The 16,637-nt window shown below is 66.3% G+C and carries 19 protein-coding genes; 7 read left to right on the forward strand and 12 right to left on the reverse strand.

The features are described from left to right. Positions 1–53: 53 nt before the first annotated feature. Together DK842_RS16350 and DK842_RS16355 are read left to right on the forward strand one after the other, a co-directional pair. Complete coding sequence (locus tag DK842_RS16350; RefSeq protein WP_168194903.1) at positions 54–974, forward strand: EAL domain-containing protein; 921 nt, start codon at positions 54–56, stop codon at positions 972–974. Between the two features lie 131 nt (positions 975–1,105). After that, entirely contained in the window at positions 1,106–1,516 is a 411-nt protein-coding gene (locus DK842_RS16355) for a GNAT family N-acetyltransferase (RefSeq protein ID WP_114063768.1), read from the forward strand. A gap of 217 nt (positions 1,517–1,733) precedes the next feature. Here the strand turns inward: DK842_RS16355 and DK842_RS16360 are convergent, their stop codons facing one another. Further along, positions 1,734–2,402, reverse strand: coding sequence for a TetR/AcrR family transcriptional regulator (locus tag DK842_RS16360; RefSeq protein ID WP_114062408.1), 669 nt, complete (start codon positions 2,400–2,402; stop codon positions 1,734–1,736). 95 nt (positions 2,403–2,497) lie between these two features. Here DK842_RS16360 and DK842_RS16365 point away from each other — a divergent pair, with 95 nt between their 5' ends. Next, positions 2,498–3,169, forward strand: coding sequence for a DAPG hydrolase family protein (locus DK842_RS16365; protein WP_114062409.1), 672 nt, complete (start codon positions 2,498–2,500; stop codon positions 3,167–3,169). Between the two features lie 14 nt (positions 3,170–3,183). On the opposite strand, the gene DK842_RS16370 is transcribed toward DK842_RS16365, so the two are convergent. The 8 genes from DK842_RS16370 to phnG are packed head-to-tail and all read right to left on the reverse strand — an operon-like array spanning position 3,184 to position 9,296. Further along, a complete protein-coding gene (locus DK842_RS16370; protein WP_114062410.1) occupies positions 3,184–3,747 on the reverse strand; it encodes a phosphonate degradation HD-domain oxygenase in 564 nt (187 codons plus the stop codon). Continuing rightward, positions 3,747–4,883 carry an alpha-D-ribose 1-methylphosphonate 5-triphosphate diphosphatase gene (locus DK842_RS16375; RefSeq protein WP_114062411.1) on the reverse strand — a complete coding sequence of 379 codons (1,137 nt, stop codon included), beginning with the start codon at positions 4,881–4,883 and terminating at the stop codon, positions 3,747–3,749. The genes DK842_RS16370 and DK842_RS16375 overlap by 1 nt, the downstream gene beginning before the upstream one ends. Next, the gene (gene phnL, locus DK842_RS16380) at positions 4,880–5,587 is read right to left on the reverse strand and encodes a phosphonate C-P lyase system protein PhnL (RefSeq protein WP_114062412.1); all 708 of its coding nucleotides are present in this window, start codon (positions 5,585–5,587) and stop codon (positions 4,880–4,882) included. Before phnL ends, DK842_RS16375 begins: the two co-directional genes overlap by 4 nt. A gap of 4 nt (positions 5,588–5,591) precedes the next feature. After that, on the reverse strand, positions 5,592–6,365 hold the full coding sequence (phnK, locus tag DK842_RS16385) for a phosphonate C-P lyase system protein PhnK (RefSeq protein ID WP_114062413.1): 774 nt from the start codon (positions 6,363–6,365) through the stop codon (positions 5,592–5,594). Next, a complete protein-coding gene (locus tag DK842_RS16390) occupies positions 6,362–7,204 on the reverse strand; it encodes an alpha-D-ribose 1-methylphosphonate 5-phosphate C-P-lyase PhnJ (RefSeq protein ID WP_114062414.1) in 843 nt (280 codons plus the stop codon). Before DK842_RS16390 ends, phnK begins: the two co-directional genes overlap by 4 nt. Continuing rightward, the gene (locus DK842_RS16395) at positions 7,197–8,285 is read right to left on the reverse strand and encodes a carbon-phosphorus lyase complex subunit PhnI (protein WP_114062415.1); all 1,089 of its coding nucleotides are present in this window, start codon (positions 8,283–8,285) and stop codon (positions 7,197–7,199) included. Before DK842_RS16395 ends, DK842_RS16390 begins: the two co-directional genes overlap by 8 nt. Before the next feature lies 1 nt (position 8,286). Next, the gene (gene phnH, locus DK842_RS16400; protein WP_168191942.1) at positions 8,287–8,859 is read right to left on the reverse strand and encodes a phosphonate C-P lyase system protein PhnH; all 573 of its coding nucleotides are present in this window, start codon (positions 8,857–8,859) and stop codon (positions 8,287–8,289) included. A gap of 2 nt (positions 8,860–8,861) precedes the next feature. Beyond that, positions 8,862–9,296: a phosphonate C-P lyase system protein PhnG gene (gene phnG / locus DK842_RS16405; RefSeq protein ID WP_114062417.1), complete on the reverse strand. Its 435-nt coding sequence runs from the start codon at positions 9,294–9,296 to the stop codon at positions 8,862–8,864. A gap of 655 nt (positions 9,297–9,951) precedes the next feature. Between phnG and phnF the strand changes: the two genes are divergently transcribed. The 4 genes from phnF to DK842_RS16425 all read left to right on the forward strand — a co-directional run bounded on the left by phnF (position 9,952) and on the right by DK842_RS16425 (position 12,838). Continuing rightward, positions 9,952–10,674, forward strand: a complete 723-nt coding sequence (gene phnF / locus DK842_RS16410; RefSeq protein WP_114062418.1) for a phosphonate metabolism transcriptional regulator PhnF — start codon at positions 9,952–9,954, stop codon at positions 10,672–10,674. Continuing rightward, complete coding sequence (locus DK842_RS16415) at positions 10,671–11,369, forward strand: DUF1045 domain-containing protein (protein WP_114062419.1); 699 nt, start codon at positions 10,671–10,673, stop codon at positions 11,367–11,369. The genes phnF and DK842_RS16415 overlap by 4 nt, the downstream gene beginning before the upstream one ends. Beyond that, positions 11,359–11,916 (forward strand): phosphonate metabolism protein/1,5-bisphosphokinase (PRPP-forming) PhnN, encoded by a 558-nt coding sequence (gene phnN, locus DK842_RS16420; protein ID WP_114062420.1) that lies wholly within the window; start codon positions 11,359–11,361, stop codon positions 11,914–11,916. Before DK842_RS16415 ends, phnN begins: the two co-directional genes overlap by 11 nt. Positions 11,917–12,295: 379 nt before the next feature. Further along, the gene (locus DK842_RS16425; protein ID WP_114062421.1) at positions 12,296–12,838 is read left to right on the forward strand and encodes a beta/gamma crystallin-related protein; all 543 of its coding nucleotides are present in this window, start codon (positions 12,296–12,298) and stop codon (positions 12,836–12,838) included. Positions 12,839–12,949: 111 nt separating this feature from the next. Here DK842_RS16425 and DK842_RS16430 read toward each other — a convergent pair whose 3' ends face one another. The 3 genes from DK842_RS16430 to DK842_RS16440 all read right to left on the reverse strand — a co-directional run bounded on the left by DK842_RS16430 (position 12,950) and on the right by DK842_RS16440 (position 16,625). Then, a complete protein-coding gene (locus DK842_RS16430) occupies positions 12,950–14,584 on the reverse strand; it encodes a methyl-accepting chemotaxis protein (protein WP_114062422.1) in 1,635 nt (544 codons plus the stop codon). 94 nt (positions 14,585–14,678) lie between these two features. After that, positions 14,679–15,266 carry an SRPBCC family protein gene (locus DK842_RS16435; RefSeq protein WP_145964058.1) on the reverse strand — a complete coding sequence of 196 codons (588 nt, stop codon included), beginning with the start codon at positions 15,264–15,266 and terminating at the stop codon, positions 14,679–14,681. A 303-nt stretch (positions 15,267–15,569) separates the two neighbouring features. Beyond that, positions 15,570–16,625, reverse strand: a complete 1,056-nt coding sequence (locus DK842_RS16440; protein ID WP_198414559.1) for an ATP-grasp domain-containing protein — start codon at positions 16,623–16,625, stop codon at positions 15,570–15,572. Between the last annotated feature and the right edge of the window lie 12 nt (positions 16,626–16,637).

Consider the following 16,637-nt stretch of genomic DNA (forward strand, 5'->3'; position numbering starts at 1 on the left):
TTGTCACGCCCGGAGCTATAGTGGCGCCAGTTTTCTCCAACCGGATGCCGCTCATGAAACGATTCAAGCCCGTCAAGGCGCTGCCCGCCGGTTTCGCTCCCGCGATGCTCGCCGCTTGCCAGCAGTTGCTGCGGCAAGAAGGCGTGCAGGCGAAGCTGCAATGGAACACGCAGGAGGTATTCGCCAATTTCGACGGCTGGTGGCTGTGCAGCGGCTTCATTCCGCAGGCTAGGGTGCGCGACGATCGTTGCCAGTTGTTGCAGTACGCGGCCCGCTTGCGCATCTATGGCCAGTTTGGCCAGGTCTTGCCCGCCAATTGGCTGTTCGCGATGAATTACGGCGAGACTAAGGCGGTGGCGTTGCTCAAGCTGATCCGCGTGCTGCACGTGCTCAACCATTTGGGGCGCAATGGCCGCCATCTGCCGCTGCGGATAGACGTCGACCCGCGCATCTGCCACGCCTACAGCGACCGCATCGTCGATTTCACCTCAAGGCTGCTGGAGGTGTTGGAGTTTCCGGCGCATCAGGCGCAGATGCTGCTGTTCCTGGACGAGCGGACCGCTGAGCTTGGGCTGTCGCTGCTGCGGCGCTACCGCCAGCACGGCCACAGGCTGGCGCTGGGCGATTTCGGCGCCGGCACCCAGGATTTGCTGCGCTTGTGGCGGCTGGAGCCGGACGGGCTGGCGCTGGCGCCGAGTTTCATGAGCCGCGCCATCATGTATCCGCGCGTGCGCGAACAGCTGCTGGCGCTGATGCCGCAACTGGCGGAGCAGGGTTTCGCATTGGCCGTCGAGGATATCGTCTGCGACAACATGCTGGCGGTGGCCAGGCGGATGCGAGCGGATTACTGTTCCGGTCCGCTGCTGTCGGAGCGGCTGAGAAGGCTGCCAGGGGATAAGGCGCGGGACGCGGCTGTCGGTGCTTGGAGCGTTGACAAAAAACCTGACCGGGAGCCGCGCCTTTTTATCGTATGACAGGGGATGCCGGCGTCGGCGCGCCTTGGCTCGGTCGCTGGCTGGGTTTTCTCCGCGGCGTCCAGTATCATGTCATTTCCATTGTCCAAATGATGGGACCGCGCCGCGCGCCTGTCTTCATCCGAGCCGCCATGTCCGAATACCAGCTGCTGCAACGCACTCCCGATATTGAAACCTACCGCCGCCTGCGGGCCGAATCCGGCCTGAGTCCCAAAACCGAAGAAGCCGCCAGGCGCGGTCTGGCAGGCACCCTGTTCGCCGCGCAAATTGTCCATGATGGGCAAACCGTGGGCATGGGCCGGGTGATAGGCGACGGCGGCTGTTTTTACCAAGTGGTGGACATCGCCGTGCTGCCGGCGCATCAGGGCCGGGGGCTGGGCAAGCGCATCATGGCGGCGATATGCGGCTATATCGATCGGGAAGCGCCGGCAAGCGCCTATGTCAGCCTGATCGCCGACGGCGACGCCAGGCATCTGTACGCCCAGTTCGGTTTCGAGCCGACCGCGCCGCGGTCGGAAGGCATGGCGCTGTTCAAGCGCTGATCCAGCCGTCTGCCGGCAGCATTGTTCGGGTAATTGGATGACGCCATTGCATCTGGTATTCGGTCCGCAAGGGGCCGGCCGATATTCGCCGCCTCCGCGTGATGGCGCGTAATGAATATCAAGGCGAAACTTTCGCTTTCAAGGTGACGCCGGCGATGTTCGAAGCGATGGCGGCCCCGTTCGAGCCGGCCGCGGCTGAGGCGCTGGCCTTGGCCGCCTAGCCCGCCGGCCGGATTCCCTCGCAGCACAGTCGGACCGCGGCCCGAATCCAGCCATGCAAGGGCGCGTCGACGCCCGGCGCGGCCAAGCCTAGCGCTCTTTGTCGCAATGGCTCGGCAATGGCCATGGCCAACAGCAGCTCGGCGCAGGTTTCCGGGTCGTCCACTTTCAGCAGGCCGAGGCGCTGGCGTTCGGCCAGCCAGCTTGCCAGCAGGCCCGCGCTGCGGCGGATGCCGTGCCGGGTATAGGATGCCAGCGCCTGCTCGCGGCCAGGGAAATCATTGCCCAGCAGCTTGAACATGCCTACAGCCTCCGCCGACAGCACCCGCTCGGCGATCGCCAGCAGCAAAGCCTCCAACGCCTGGGGGAGGTTTTCATCGTCTGCGAACGGCGTTTCCACCGCGCGGGCCAGCCCATCCGTCCAGCCATCCACGATGGCTTCCAAGAGTTGTTCCCGATTGTCCGCGAAACGATACACCGTCTTCTTGGCCACGCCGGCGCGCTTGGCCACCGCCTCCATGCTCAATGCTGGGAACCCCTCTTCCAGCAGCAGGCCGCTGGCGGCTTGCAGCACTTGGCCGCGCAAGGTTGCCTCCGGCACGGGGGGGCGGCCGCGCGCGCGCGCGGCGATGGTGGCGGATGAGGAAGAATCAGGCGGACTTGACATGGTTTCTCGTATTGCTTGAATATGGAAACGTATTTCGTTTCTTAAATTGCCGGCGCGTTAGCCGGCTGCGATGGCTTAACCGCGAGGAGTCTACCGTGAATGCTCAAGATCGGATATGCAACCATGACGAACTGCTGTCGCCGCGCCCCTTGCCGCTGGAAACCGGCATCCGCCGGCTGGATGACGGCCGGCTGCTGGTGGCGGTGAGAACCGAATTGCCGGGCTGCGCCGGCCGGATGGTCGAATGGTGGTTCAAGTTCTTCGAAACCACCCAGCACATCCGCTGGTGGCATCCGCACGACCATCACCGGATGCATGGCTGGGATAGCCGCTGGAAACGCGGCGAGTCTTTCATCGGCGCCAGCGTGCGCGCGGAAGAGTCGCTGGGCGATTTCCCGCCGGTGGCGGCGGCGCTGAAGTTTCACGAGCCGGCGGATTTCTTCTCGGCCGACGCGCTGGCGCAGGCGAGGCGCGAGCAGGCGGTGTCCGGACTTGTGTGCGCGCGCATCGCTTTCGGCGACGAGCCCAGGCTGGCGGCCGACGGCGACCCGCTGGACGGCGAAATGATCCACCTGGCGCGCGACAAGCCGCAGGGCGCGGTGCTGCGCAGCCGCTTCGTGCTGGGCGGCGAATCGCCGGTGCCGGACGAACTGGGCCTGGGCCTGATGCAGCATTGCTACAACGAGTTCAGCAGCCTGGCGCGTTTCCTGCCGTCGCTGTACTACGGCGAGCACGCCAACGGCGAGAAGGGGCCGCTGGCGTGGTGAGCGCGTAGCGGGGGCTACGCGCCAGGGCGCTGCTTGGCCAGGTGGCCGGCCATCAGCGGCCACACCCAGTCGGCCGCGTCCAGGCTCCAGCCGCCGTCCTTGGCCGCCTCGTCCAGCTTCCGCAGCGCCAGGATGTCGGCCAGGTCCGGCTGGCGCGAGAAGGCGTCAGCCTCGTCCGCGCGCATCGGCCCGCCCTGGTAGCCCAGCGTGGCGGCGCTGGCCGACGACAGCGCCGCCAGATACGCGGGGTCGACCGCGCACAAATAGCGTTTGGCTTCGACGTGCATGCCTACCAGCCGCGCCAGCCTAGGCGAGCAACCCAGTTGCAGCAGGTAGTCGCGCGCCCGCTTGTCGTGGGCCATCACGCCGTAGTCGCCCATGGCTGCCGCGCCGTCGTGCTCCAGCAGGTGGCCGACGTCGTGCAGGAAGGCTGCCAGCGTCAGTTCGTCGTCGCAGCCGGCGTCGAGCGCCAGCGTGGCGGCCTGGATCGCATGGTCGAACTGGGATACCGCCTCGCCGTAGCGGCGCGCGCCGTGTTCGCGGTACAACTGCCGCAGCGCGGCGATGGCGTCGCCCATCAGAATACCCTCACGCCCAGCTTCCACACGCTCCGCGCCAACGGCACATCGCCGGGCGCCGTCATGGCCACCAGATCGGCGCGCTGGCCGACGGCGATGTTTCCGCGGTCGGCGAGGCCCACCGCGCGCGCCGGATTCAGGCTGACGGCGGCGACGGCGCGCGGCAGGCTCCAGCCCGCCTGCGCGTGCAGCAGCCAGGCGCCGTGCAGCAGGCTGGCCGGCACGTAGTCGGAGGACAGGATGTCCAGCAAGTCATGGCGGGCCAGCTCCAACGCCGCCACATTGCCGGAGTGGGAGCCGCCGCGCACCACATTGGGCGCGCCCATCACCGTTTGCAGTCCATGCGCACGGGCGGCTTGGGCCGCTTCCAATGTGGTGGGAAATTCCGAGATCGCCACGCCGTCGCGCAGCGCTTCCGCGATGTGCGCCTCGTCGGTGTCGTCGTGGCTGGCCAGCGCGATGCCGCGCGTCCGGGCCATCTCCACCACCGCCTGCTTGTGGCGGCCGGCGAACTCAGCCTGCTTGGCCTTGCGCTCTTCCACGGCGGCGAGGAAGGTGTCTTGGTTCCAGCCTACTTTCTTCTTGCCGTAGTACTTCTTGTATTGCTCCAGGTCGCGGTACTGGCGCTGGCCCGGCGTGTGGTCCATCACCGACACCAGCTTCACCGCCGGATGGGCGATCAGCGGCTCCAGTTCGGCCAGCAGGCCCGGATAGGCCAGCTCGCAGCGCAGGTGGAACAAATGGTCGGCCCGCAGCGCGTCTTCGCGCATGCCCTGGTCTATCGCCTGGAAGGAACTGTGCAGGGTATCCAGCCGCACGCTTTCGCCTTCCAGATCGCCCACCGCCAGCGCGTCCAGCACAGTGGTGATGCCGGCGGCCACGCATTGGGCGTCATGGGTGATCACCGCCGGCAAAATCGGCCACAGCACGCCGTTGCGCGGCATCAGGTGTTTTTCCAGATTGTCGGTGTGGATTTCCACCAGTCCGGGCAGCAGCAGCGCGCCGGCCAGGTCTTCGCCTTCGGTCAGCGGCTGCTCGTGGATGGCGGCGATCCGGCCATTCTCGATTTCCAGCGCGCCGTTTTCGATCACGCGGTCGGACAGCACGATGCGGGCGTGGTTCAGAATCTGTTTCATGCTGCGATTTCCGTTTGTTGCGCCAGCGGTACCTGGAAGACGCGGCTGGCGATGGCGTCGCGGGTGGGGGCGTCGTGGAAAATGCCGATCAGCGCCGCGCCGCGCGTCAGCGCCTCGCACATCAGTTGTACCACCACGTCGCGGTTGGCGGCGTCGAGGGATGCTGTCGGCTCGTCCAGCAGCAGTATCGGCCGCGGCGCGATCATGCCGCGCGCGATGTTGACGCGCTGCTGCTCGCCGCCGGAAAAAGTCGCCGGCGGCAGGCTCCACAGTCGCTCGGCGATGTTCAGCCGCGCCAGCCATTCGCCGGCCGCCAGCCGCGCCTCGGCGTCGGCGGCGCCCCATTCGCGCAGCGGCTCGGCGACGATGTCCAGCGCCGACACCCGCGGGATGACGCGCAGAAACTGGCTGACATAACCCAGCGTGTGGCGGCGCACGGCGGCGATTTCATGCGGCAGCGCGCGGGCCATGTCGATCCATGCGCCTTGGTGCAACACGCCGATGCGGCCGCTTTCCACCAGGTAGTTGGCGTACAGCGCCTTCAACAGCGTGCTCTTGCCGGCGCCGGACGGGCCGGCCAGCGCCACGCATTCGCCGGCGGCCGCCTGCAGCGAAACATCGGTCAGCACCGGCAGCCGCAAGCCGCCCTGTTGGTGCAGGGTGAAGGTCTTGCTCAGGTTTTGCGCGTCGATCAATAGATTCATGATTTCAGGCCTGCAGGATGGAGGACACCAGCAACTGGCTGTACGGGTGTTGCGGGTCGTCGAGGATCTGGTCGGTCAGGCCGGCTTCCACCACGCGCCCCCTCTGCATTACCAGCGTGCGCTGCGCCAGCAGCCGCGCCACGCCCAGATCATGCGTCACCATGATGACGGCGATGCCGGCGTCGCGCACCAGGCGGCGGGTCAGGTCGAGGAAACGCGCCTGCACCGACACGTCCAGGCCGCCGGTGGGTTCGTCCATGAACACCAGCCGCGGCTGTGTCACCAGATTGCGGGCGATCTGCAGCCGCTGCTGCATGCCGCCGGAGAAGGCGGACGGCTTGTCGTCCAGCCGCGCGCGGTCTATCTCCACTTTTTCCAGCCAGTCGCCGGCGGTCTGCCGCAGCCGGCCGTAATGGCGTTGGCCCAGCGCCATCAGCCGCTCGCTGACGTTGGCGCCGGCGGAAACGCCCATGCGCAGGCCGTCGCGGGCGTGCTGGGTGACGAAGCCCCATTCGCTGCGCGCCAGCCGGCGCCGTTCGGCCTCCGGCAGGCAGGTGAGCTCATGCGCCGCGCCGTCGCGGTCGGCGAAGCGGACGCTGCCGGCGTCGGCGGCCAGGCGGCCGGCCAGGGTGGATAGCAGCGTCGATTTGCCGGAGCCGGATTCGCCGACGATGCACAGCACCTCGCCCGGATACAACTCGAAATGGACGTCGAAGCAGCCCTGGCCGTTGCCATAGTCCTTGCACAGCCCGCTCACGGTGAGGATGGGCGCCATCATGCTTGTCTCTCCCGCTGGCAGTAGTCGGTATCCGAGCAGACGAACATTCGGCTGCCGGCGTCGTCGGTGACGATTTCGTCCAGATAGCTCACGCGCGAACCGCACAGCGCGCAGCCTTGCTCCCAGGTTTGAGCCGTAAACGGATGGTCGTCGAAGGCCAGGCTTTCCACCTTGGTGTAGGGCGGGATCGCGTACAGCCGCTTTTCGCGGCCGGCGCCGAACAAGAGCAGCGCCGGGCTCCTGTCCAGCTTGGGATTGTCGAATTTCGGAATCGGCGACGGCGAAGCCAGGTAGCGGCCATTCACCATCACCGGGTAGTCGTAGCTGGTGGCGATGTGGCCGAAGCGGGCGATGTCCTCGTACAGCTTGACGTGCATCAGCCCGTATTCCTGGTGCGCGTGCAGCTTGCGCGTTTCCACCTCGCTGGCTTCCAGCGTGCGCAGCGGCTCAGGCTCCGGCACCTGAAAGATCATGATCTGGCCGGGTTTGAGCGGTGTTTCAGGAATGCGGTGACGGGTCTGGATCAGCGTCGCGTCGCGGGTGGCCGTGGTGCTGGCGACGCCGGCGACGCGGCCGAAGAAGCGGCGGATGTTGACGGCGTTGGTGGTGTCGTCCGCGCCCTGGTCTATCACCTTGAGCACGTCGTCGCGGCCGATCACGCTGGCCGTCACCTGGATGCCGCCGGTGCCCCAGCCGTAGGGCAGCGGCATTTCGCGGCTGCCGAACGGCACCTGGTAGCCGGGAATCGCCACCGCCTTCAGCAGGCCGCGGCGCAGCATGCGCTTGGTGTTCTCGTCGAGGAAGCCGAAGTTGTAGCGGTCGTCGCGGGCCTTAGTCATCGGTCTTCTCCTGGTCGGCGGCGGCGGCGCGCAGCTGGCGGATCAGCGCCAGCTCGGCCTGGAAGTCCACGTAATGCGGCAGTTTCAGGTGTTGAACGAAGCCGGAGGCCTCGACATTGTCGCTGTGGCATAGCGCGAACTCGGCTTGCTGCGCCGGCGCGTGGGCGGTTTCGCCCAGCTCCTCGGCGCGCAGGCTGCGGTCCACCAGCGCCATCGCCATCGCCTTGCGCTCCGCCTCGCCGAAGCTCAGGCCGTAACCGCGGGTGAACTGCGGCGGCGCGGTCTTGCTGCCGGCGAACTGGTTGATCATCTGGCATTCGGTCAGCGTGATCTCGCCGATGTCGATCTCGAAGCCCAGCTCTTCCGGGCAGATCGTCACGCTGACTTCGCCCATGCGGATCTCTCCGGCGAAAGGGTGGCTCTCGGCGTAGCCGCGTTGGGTGGAGTAGGCGAGGCCGAGCAGCCAGCCTTCGTCGCCGCGGGCCAGGTTTTGCAGCCGCGCGGGCCGGCCGGCCGGGAACATCAGCGGCTCGCGGGTCAGGTCCACCGGCTCCGGGTCGCCCTCGGGCGGCAGGTCGGCTTCGATCAAGCCCTCGCGGTCCAGCAGCTGCAGCACGCCAGGCAAGGCGTCCGGCAGCGGCGCGGCGGCCTGCTCCAGTTTGCTCTTTGGCGCGGCTTCCGTCAGGCCGAAGTCCAGCAGGCGCTGGGTGTAGTCGGCGGTGGGGCCGAGGATCTGGCCGCCCGGCACGTCCTTGAAGGTGCCGGACACGCGGCGGCGCACCCGCATCGCGGCGGTGTTGAGCGGCAGCGTCTGGCCGAAGCGCGGCAGCGTGGTGCGGAAGGCGCGCAACAGGAACACGGCCTCGATGCTGTCGCCGCTGGCCTGTTTCAGCGCCAGCGCGGCCAGCTCTTCGTCGTACAGCGAGCCTTCCTGCATCACGCGGGCCACGGAGAGGCGCAGCTGCTGTCGGATCTGATCGATGCTGAGCTCCGGCGCGGCCTCGTCGCCGCGGCGCGCGGCGGCCTGCAAATCCCAGGAGCGGGCGATGGCGGTTTCCCCGCCTTTCACGGCTACATACATCTCAACCCTCCCGGATGCGGACGCTGCGCGGCAGGCCGGCGATGTGGGTATCGGTAATCAGCACGGCGTCCACGCCCAGCGGGAAGCGGGTGTGATTGCGCTGCCATTCGCGCCAGAAGTTTTTGGGCAGGCCGGCGGCGCCGAAACGGCGCGGCGCGGCGAAGCCGGGGCCGCAGCCTTCCACCTGGTCCGCGCCGAAACCATCCACTTCGATCAACAGCGTGGCGGAACGGTCCGGATATTCGGCGCTGCCGGCTTTCAGGCTCATCAGGTCCGGCAGCGGCATGCCGGCGGCGATGACGATGAAGTCGGCGTCCTCAGGCAAATCAGCCAGCCGCATGCCGGTGTGGAAGCGCAGGCTGGCGATGGTTTCGTCCGGCAGTGCAGGCAGCCAGACGCGCGTGTCCTGGTCTGCCAAGGTGTATAGCAACGCGGCGGTGGAGGCTTTCAAGCCGAGCAGGGCCGGCGGCAATACCGGCAGCGCGCGCGGCGACAAGGGTTCGGCCATCGAGCTCAATACGGCGCGGAAAGTCTGTTGGGAATCGTCCACCGGATGGGCAAAAGCGCTGCGCATGGTCATTCCCCCCGCACCATGGTGAAGAATTCGACCTTGCTGGCGGCGGCTTCGCGAGAACGGGCGGCGCGGCGCTCGGCCAGCTCGCTTTCCAGCGGCACAATCCACGCCAGCATCAGCTCGCCGTGGCGGGCCGGGTCTTGCAGCAGCGCGTCGGCCTGGGCGATCAGCTCGGCGTGGCGGCCATCGCCGCCCCGCACCCAGCCGTGGCCGACATGGCCGTCGATCTCGCAACTGGCGCGGCTGACGCTGATTTCGCCCAGGTTGAAGCGCGCGCCGGCGCCGCCGCTGCGGCCTTGCAGCATCATCAGGCCGGTTTCGGCGCGGCGCAGCCAGCGCGGCTCGGCGGGCAGAGCCGGCGGCAGCAGAGCCAGCAGCCGTTCGATGGGGCTGTTGGCCAGCGCGGAAAGCCAGCGCTGTCGGGTGGAGGTGTCCATCGTGTGCCTCATGGTTCAAGAAAGATTCATATAAACGTATAGATGTATGCATGATAATGGCAGGCATCGAAGGACAAACAGCACGCGGCGATGAAGGTTTTGTGACGTTTTGAAGGCGGGCATGGATCTTTGGACTGTTTAGTGCGGGACGCTGTTTAGACCCGCTAACAAAACCTATATTTTGCGCAGTGGCGCACATGGAAGATCAGCGACTTACAAGCGACCGCCTGAGGTTTTGTTAGCCACTCTTAGGAAGGACTGTTAGGACTTCGGGGGCGGGTCATCCACCACGTTTCCGACGCGGCCAAGTCCCTTCAAGCCTGCCGTAGGGTGGCAGGCCCGAGGTTTTAAGCGGCTGCCTGTTTGAGTCCCGCGACGGTAGCGCGCATCGCTGAGCGAATCTCTACGTGCGAGGCCTCGCCTCGCTCAGCGAGAGATTCGCACGCAGAGAGTTCAGCCGCGCCTCGGGCCTGACGGGTCCCTGCGGGGAGCCGCAGGCCAGGCTTGCAGGGTGGCTTTTAGGGGTGGAGGGGATATTTGGCCAAGCAAATATCCCCTCCCTGCCCGCCGGGCAGCCCCGGCAATGAAAATCATCATCCGCGCAGCGGATTCAAAGCCATCAAGGCTGCGAACATGATAAAGACTGGGAGGTAGCATGATAGAGAGGGGCTCCGGCGTCGCCGTGTGGCGGCAGATCGAGGAGGCATTGGCGGCCGACATCGCCGGCGGCGCATTGCAGGCGGGCCAGCAACTGCCCACCGAGCTGCAGCTGGCGGACCGGTTCGGCGTCAACCGCCACACCATACGCCGCGCGGTGGCCACGCTGGTGGAGCGCGGCCTGCTGCGAGTGGAGCAGGGGCGCGGCACCTTTGTGCAGGACAATGCGATCGATTACGCCATCAGCAAGCGCACGCGCTTCACGCAGAACATGGCCAAGCAGAACCTCAGCTCGGACATCGACATCCTGAACAGCGACACCGTGCCGGCCAACGCCGAGCTGGCGGAATTGCTGCAGGTGGCCGCGGGCGACACGCTGTACCGCATCAAGACCCTGAGCAAGGTAGAGGGACGGGTGGTGGATTACGCGACCCTGTTCTTTCCCGCTTTCCGGTTCCCAGGCTTGCCGGAAGCTTATCTGAGGTATCGCTCGGTGACGCGCGCGCTGGCCGAGTGCGGCGTGGCCGATTACACCCGCCGCTTCACCCGCGTCACCGCCCGCTTGCCGGACGCGGAGACGGTCGATTATCTGGGCATTCCCAAGAACCGTCCGGTGCTGCATGTGAAATCGCTGAACGTCGACGCGGCCGGCGCGCCGGTGCAGTACGGCGTCACCTGCTTCAACGGTGACCTGGTGCAATTAGTGATGGAGCAGGAATGACGCGCTACGCCGTTTACTACGCCCCCCGGCCGGATAGCGATTTCTGGCGCGCCGGCTGTGAATGGCTGGGCATGGATGCCGTCAGCGGGGAGACGGCGGAACAACCTCCGCTGGATGGCATGGACGCGGAGACGCAAGCCGACCTGACCCGCGCAGCTGCCCGCTACGGCTGGCACGCCACCTTGAAGGCGCCGTTTGCGCTGCGGCCGGATGTCGATCAGGAAGCTTTGCTTGGTGGAACGGCTGCGCTGGCTCAGACATTCCGGCCCTTCGCCTTGCCGCTGCAAGTGGACTGGCTGGGCGATTTCCTGGCCTTGCGGCCACAGAGGGTATCGCCTGAGCTGGACGAACTGGCCGCCGCCTGCGTGGCGACATTGGCGCCGCTGGCGGATCGCGCCGCGCCGTTGAAGGCCAGGGCCGGTTTGAATGACAGGCAGCAGGCTTTGTACCGGCGCTGGGGCTATCCCTATGTGTTCGAGCAGTTTCGCTTTCACATGACGCTCAGCGACAGCCTGGCTCGCGGTTCGCAAATGGCCGATGCGCTGGAGCAGGGCGCGCGGACACACTTTACCGGACAATTGGGTGCGGTGGAGATCGCCGGCATCGCGCTGTTCCTTGAGCGCGAGCAGGACAGGCCGTTCCGCTATCTGGCCTACTGCGGTTTTGACGGCGAGGTGGCGCGCTATGAGCGTTGAACCGGGAACCTTGTGGTATGTGATCGGCCCGTCCGGCGCAGGCAAGGACAGCCTGCTGGCGTATGTCCGGCAGAGGCTGCCCGGCGGCGTGGTGTTCGCCCACCGCTACATCACACGGCCGGCCGGAGCCGGCGGCGAGAACCATGTGGCGCTGAGCGAGGAGGAGTTCGCCGCGCGCGAGGCCAGCGGCTGCTTCGCGCTTTGTTGGCGGCGTCATGGCCTGGCTTACGGCCTGGGCGTGGAGGTGGATTTTTGGTTGGCGCAAGGGCTGGATGTGGTGGTGAACGGCTCGCGTTCCAGCCTGCCGCTGGCGGCGCAGCATTTCCCCATGCTGAGGCCATTGTGGGTCACCGCCAGTCCTGAGATATTGGCGGCGCGGCTGAGGAGGCGCGGTCGGGAGGGCGAAGCGGCGATCGAGCGCCGGTTGGCGGAGGCGGCGTCTTTTGTGCCGTCTGCAGGCTGCGTGGTGCTGGTCAACGACGGCGAGTTGGCGCAGGCAGGCGATGCCTTGCTGGGTTGGTTGCAGGGAGAACGATGTATCGCTTAGCGCGGTTGGCAGAATTCAGTTTTACGTCCAAGGCAAGGCGCGCCGACGCAGACAGTACAAGGCGTACGCCAAGTCCGCGCAACGCAGCATCAGGATTTTTGTTAGCCACTCTTAGACCCGCTAACAAAACCTATATTTTGCGCAGTGGCGCACATGGAAGATCAGCGACTTACAAGCGACCGCCTGAGGTTTTGTTAGCCACTCTTAGTCCAAAAGTGGAAGAGAAACCAGTGTTTGTCTTCCTGTCTGAGCCAAAGTACGGTTTTACGGGTTCGGAGTAGCAGCTTCCCAGCGCTTCTCTACAGTGGTAGGGGCCGTCCGCGCCTCGGCGCGCATATTACCCATAAAGTCGACTCCTCTCTGAATAAGGAAACTGTTCATGGCTGAAATCATCCTGTACCAGAACTCGAATTTTGGTGGGCGCAGTGTCGATTTGACAAGCAACTCCGCCAATCTGGGGACCGATTACAACTTCAACGATCAGACCTCCTCGATTCGCGTTGTCAGCGGAACTTGGCTGTTGTACAAGGATGCCGGATTTGCCAGCACGTGCTGGATTCTGACGCCGGGGGAATATTCCAGCCCGGGCACCTGGGGCGGCAGCAACGATTCCATTTCTTCGTTACGCGCGTTGCCGGGCAACTATGGCGATCACTACGCCATCTTGTTCCGCGACAGCAATTATGGCGGCCAGATGGTGTCGTTTACCCAGTCCCAAGCCAATTTCAACGATATCGGCTTCAATGACGCGGCGTCCTCCGCGATCGTTCTGGGAGGCAGCTGGTCTTTGTATAAGGATGTCAATTTTTCGGGCCAGAGCTGGATCATCGCATCCAACAAAGGCCCTAACAACGATGGCCGCTACCCGAGTTATTCCGGTTTCTGGGCCAACGACAGCGTATCGTCGATCCAGCCCTTGTAAGGCGGGAGTCGCGGAGCGGGCTGAACCGCAATGAAACAGGGCGGCAACCTAAAGGTTGCCGCCCTGTTCCGTTTTCGCGGCGTCCGACATTCCCTGGCCGCCAGGGTTGGCTTAATTGTCCACCGCGAAGCGCCGCATCTGCGCCTGCAGCGCGGCGCTGACTTCCTGCAGCCTGCCGCTGTCGCGGCTGGCGTCCTGGCTGGCCCTGAGGCTTTCGTCGGCGCTGCGGGCGATGGCGGACACGCTGTCGGCGATGGCCTGGCTTTCCCGCACCTGTTCGGCGATGTCGGACGTCAGCCGGTCCAGCTCGCCCACGGTAGCGCCGGCGCCGAGTTTCAGTTCGGTCAACGGCGCCACGATTTCGCCTATCAATGCCACGCCGCGCGCCATCTCGCGCTGGCCTTGTTCGATGCGGCTCATCGCGTCCGAGGTTTGCGCGTCCATCGCGCTGATCACGTCGTTGATTTCGCGGGTGGCCTGGGCGGTGCGGGCGGCCAGGTTGCGCACCTCGTCCGCCACCACGGCGAAGCCCCGGCCCATCTCGCCGGCGCGGGCGGCTTCTATCGCCGCGTTCAGCGCCAGCATATTGGTTTGCTCGGCGATGTCGGTGACCGCTTCTATCATGTCGTGCATCGAGTTGGCGCGCTGGCGCAACGCGTCCACCGATTCGGCGCTGCCCCGGATCTGTCCGGCGATCAGGCCTATTTCGCGCGAGGCGGTCTCGATCAGCCGTTGGCCGCGGTCAGCCAGCTCGGCGGCGCTTCTGGCCTGCTGCTGGGCTTGGCCGGCTGTGGCGGCGGCGCGGTCAAGCTTGGCGGAAAAGGCGCCCACCACGCCGTTGATCTGGTGGATTTCCGCTTGTTGCCGCTCCACGCCGCCGGCCACCTCATCCGCGCTGCCGCGGGTGGAGGCGGCGGAGTCTGCCACCACGTCGGCGCTGGCGCGCAGTTCCCGCACCAACGCGGCCAGTTCGGCTTGCATCGTCTCCATCCGCCGCAGCATCTGCGCGGTTTCATCCCGGCCGGCGGCGCGGACCCGGTTGCGCAGATCGCCGCGCGCCATCGCGCCCAGCACCGCCACGCTGTGCTCCAGCGGCCCGGTGATGCTGCGGGTGACGCGCCAGGCCAGCAACAGGCCGGTCAGCACTGCTGCGGCGCTGCAGAAGAGCAGCAGGCCGCGCGTGGTCGCCATCAGCGCCAGCACGTCGGCCATTTCCTGATTCATGTGTTTTTGCTGGACGGCGGACAATTCGGCGGTGGCGGCCAGCAGCGCCTGCAGCGCAGGCCGGGTCTGGCCGCCGTATTGCTGGGCCAGCGCGGCGGGGTCGTTGGCCTCGACCAGGTCCACGGTGTCGGAAAAGGCCTTGGCGTAAGCGTTTCTCAGCTCGGCCAGCTTTTGCAGCGAACCCGCCTGTTCGGCGCTCCAGGGCAGGGTTTTCATCCGCAGCAGCGTGTCGCTGGCGCGTCGGTTGGCTTCATCCATCGCGGCGTACAGCGGTTCGCGCTGCGCTCGCTCCGGCGTGGAGATGATCTGCAACAGCAATAGCGCCGCGTTTTGCGAATGGCGGTCCAGATCGGCCGCCGCCTGCTGCTTGCTGGCGTCGTCGTTGACGATGGCCTGCGCCGACTGCTCGATGCGCGCGAGCCCGCTCCAGACGCTGGCGGAGATGGCGAGCAGGATGGCCAGCAGCGCGGCGAAGGACACGCTCAAGCGCGGGCCGACTTTGATCGTTTGCAATAGGCTCATGGGGCGTCTCGCGATGCGGAAAACCGTTGGTCGGGGCTGCGTGGGCGATATGTCAGCATAGCGCAGCGCTTCGCTAGGAGTCACAGCAAACAGATCACCTCTTTTTCAATCGTCGCCGGGAGCGTTTCTCCAGCCAGCAGCAGGCGGATGGCCGGGGCCAGCAGGTCCAAGGGGCTGTCCAGATGGGGGCCGCCATCCCCAGCTGTTCGAAACGCCGGGCATTGGCGCGAACGCCTTCCAGCATGTCTTTGTCCTGCCGCAGGATGACGGCGAACAGCCTGCGCAGCAGCCAGCGTTTGAGCCAGGCCGGCGCGCGTCCTTTCCGGGTGGTCACGCGGGCATGAATGCGCAAGGTGGCGTCGTCTTCCGGCGTCATCCAGGTGGTGACCAGCAAGGAGAGGCCATCTCTGCCGCGGTATTCGATTTCGGCGAGGCCAGACAGCCGGAAACGGCCGTAGCTTTCGCTGCGGTCGCTTTCCAGCAGGCGCGAGATCAGGCCGGATTGCCGCTTTTCGTCTTCGTAGCGCGCTTCCACGCCGCCCGGCAATGCCCGCACGGAGGCGCGCACCCGCTGGCGAGGCCCATCGCGCCGTATCCAGCCGGCGTGCACGAATTGGGTATGGAAGCCGTCCAGGAAGTTTTCCGCGGCCTCGGCCAATGTGCAGCGCGCGACTGCGCTCATCAGGAATGCGTCGACCATCCTGGATGGCGGCGGGGTCGGCGGGGGGCGCCATTTCGAGGCTTCCGTCGCAAACCCAGACTAGGCGGTGCCTGGCCTGGCAGGCCAGCGGGCGCAACAGCGGCCAGCTTCTGGCGGGAGGCTTGTCCAGGCCGGGAAAAGCGACGCAGCGCCCACGGCGAGCGGCATGCGGGGGCCGCCCATGTCCAGAAACCAGGGCGGTGGTGGAAACGTTGCCCACCAGACCCGCTGCGCGCGCGGCGCAGCGATGGGCGAGGCATGCGCCGTCGCCGGGGAGGCTCAGCTTCACCGCGCTTCGCCCATCGGGTCGCCATCCCACTCGATGTCGGCGGTGGCCGCGGCCAGCAATCCTCTCCGGCGCAGCAGCGCGCGGGAGGCGATTTCCAGCAGGGCGATGAGCTGCGCCGGCAACGGGCCGGGATCGCCTTTGCGCAACAGCACGTCCCGCGCGGCGGCAAAATCTTTCCAGAAGGCGCGGCTCAGTCCGCGGCGAGGCGCGGCAAACAGCAGCATCGCCAGTCCGACCATGCTTGGCCCGCCTGTCGGCGACAAGGGGGCGCATTCCGGCGCGTTTCCCAGCAAGGCGTCAATCAGTTGCAAAGGCTGATCCGAGAACAGATGCACGCCGCTGGTGGCGCGGGGATTGCACTCCAGCACCCGGCAGCAGCCATCCTGCGTCTCGATGAAGTCGAAGCCGACCTGGCCGTTATAGCCTGTGGCCGCGCCGAATTGTTCGACGAAGGCCCGGATGGGCGTGGGATCGGTCGGCTCAAACCAGATGTCCGAGCCTCGGCCCGCCCGATGGCGAGGGTGATAGCAGGCGTGGGCGGTCAGCCGGCCGTCGACAAGCAAGCTGTAGCTGCAATGCTCCTTGCCCGGTACATAGCGTTGGGCAACCCAGGGATGCGATGGGGTGGGATGGACGCGCTTCAGCTGTGCGGCCGATGGGCGCAGCAGCGCCCGGCTGGCGAAACGGGAATACACGGGTTTGAATACCCAGCCAGGCGCGGCATGGCTCATGCGCATCACCGCGGCCTGAGACTCCAGCAGCCGGGTCTCCGGCGCCGGCGCGGCCCAGCCGGCGCTCATCCGGGCGAATTGGTATTTATGATGCAGGCGATGCATCAGATCGAAGTCGGAGGTCAATACCCGGCATGGCAAACCGCCACGGCCGCAGGCGAGATAAAAGGCTTCCTCGCAGGTCGGCAGCACCAAGTCGATTTTGCGGTCGAGAATCAGGCCGCGCAGCGCATCCAGCCAACGCGCCGGATTGAGCCGAGGCTCCGGCAGGCGCGCGTAACGATGGGCTGAGCGGCTGGCGCGGGACACCGGCCAAGACAAAGAGTCGGCAAT

The sequence above is a fragment of the Chromobacterium phragmitis genome (assembly GCF_003325475.1).
Taxonomy (GTDB): Bacteria; Pseudomonadota; Gammaproteobacteria; order Burkholderiales; family Chromobacteriaceae; genus Chromobacterium; species Chromobacterium phragmitis.

What these genes read in the sequence shown, in the direction of transcription:
- DK842_RS16350 (WP_168194903.1), top strand. Translation starts at nt 54, where the DNA reads ATGAAACGATTCAAGCCCGTCAAGGCGCTGCCCGCCGGTTTCGCTCCC.
- DK842_RS16355 (WP_114063768.1), top strand. Translation starts at nt 1,106, where the DNA reads ATGTCCGAATACCAGCTGCTGCAACGCACTCCCGATATTGAAACCTAC.
- DK842_RS16360 (WP_114062408.1), bottom strand. Translation starts at nt 2,402, where the DNA reads ATGTCAAGTCCGCCTGATTCTTCCTCATCCGCCACCATCGCCGCGCGC.
- DK842_RS16370 (WP_114062410.1), bottom strand. Translation starts at nt 3,747, where the DNA reads ATGGGCGACGCCATCGCCGCGCTGCGGCAGTTGTACCGCGAACACGGC.
- DK842_RS16375 (WP_114062411.1), bottom strand. Translation starts at nt 4,883, where the DNA reads ATGAAACAGATTCTGAACCACGCCCGCATCGTGCTGTCCGACCGCGTG.
- phnL (WP_114062412.1), bottom strand. Translation starts at nt 5,587, where the DNA reads ATGAATCTATTGATCGACGCGCAAAACCTGAGCAAGACCTTCACCCTG.
- phnK (WP_114062413.1), bottom strand. Translation starts at nt 6,365, where the DNA reads ATGATGGCGCCCATCCTCACCGTGAGCGGGCTGTGCAAGGACTATGGC.
- DK842_RS16390 (WP_114062414.1), bottom strand. Translation starts at nt 7,204, where the DNA reads ATGACTAAGGCCCGCGACGACCGCTACAACTTCGGCTTCCTCGACGAG.
- DK842_RS16395 (WP_114062415.1), bottom strand. Translation starts at nt 8,285, where the DNA reads ATGTATGTAGCCGTGAAAGGCGGGGAAACCGCCATCGCCCGCTCCTGG.
- phnH (WP_168191942.1), bottom strand. Translation starts at nt 8,859, where the DNA reads ATGCGCAGCGCTTTTGCCCATCCGGTGGACGATTCCCAACAGACTTTC.
- phnG (WP_114062417.1), bottom strand. Translation starts at nt 9,296, where the DNA reads ATGGACACCTCCACCCGACAGCGCTGGCTTTCCGCGCTGGCCAACAGC.
- phnF (WP_114062418.1), top strand. Translation starts at nt 9,952, where the DNA reads ATGATAGAGAGGGGCTCCGGCGTCGCCGTGTGGCGGCAGATCGAGGAG.
- DK842_RS16415 (WP_114062419.1), top strand. Translation starts at nt 10,671, where the DNA reads ATGACGCGCTACGCCGTTTACTACGCCCCCCGGCCGGATAGCGATTTC.
- phnN (WP_114062420.1), top strand. Translation starts at nt 11,359, where the DNA reads ATGAGCGTTGAACCGGGAACCTTGTGGTATGTGATCGGCCCGTCCGGC.
- DK842_RS16425 (WP_114062421.1), top strand. Translation starts at nt 12,296, where the DNA reads ATGGCTGAAATCATCCTGTACCAGAACTCGAATTTTGGTGGGCGCAGT.
- DK842_RS16430 (WP_114062422.1), bottom strand. Translation starts at nt 14,584, where the DNA reads ATGAGCCTATTGCAAACGATCAAAGTCGGCCCGCGCTTGAGCGTGTCC.
- DK842_RS16435 (WP_145964058.1), bottom strand. Translation starts at nt 15,266, where the DNA reads ATGAGCGCAGTCGCGCGCTGCACATTGGCCGAGGCCGCGGAAAACTTC.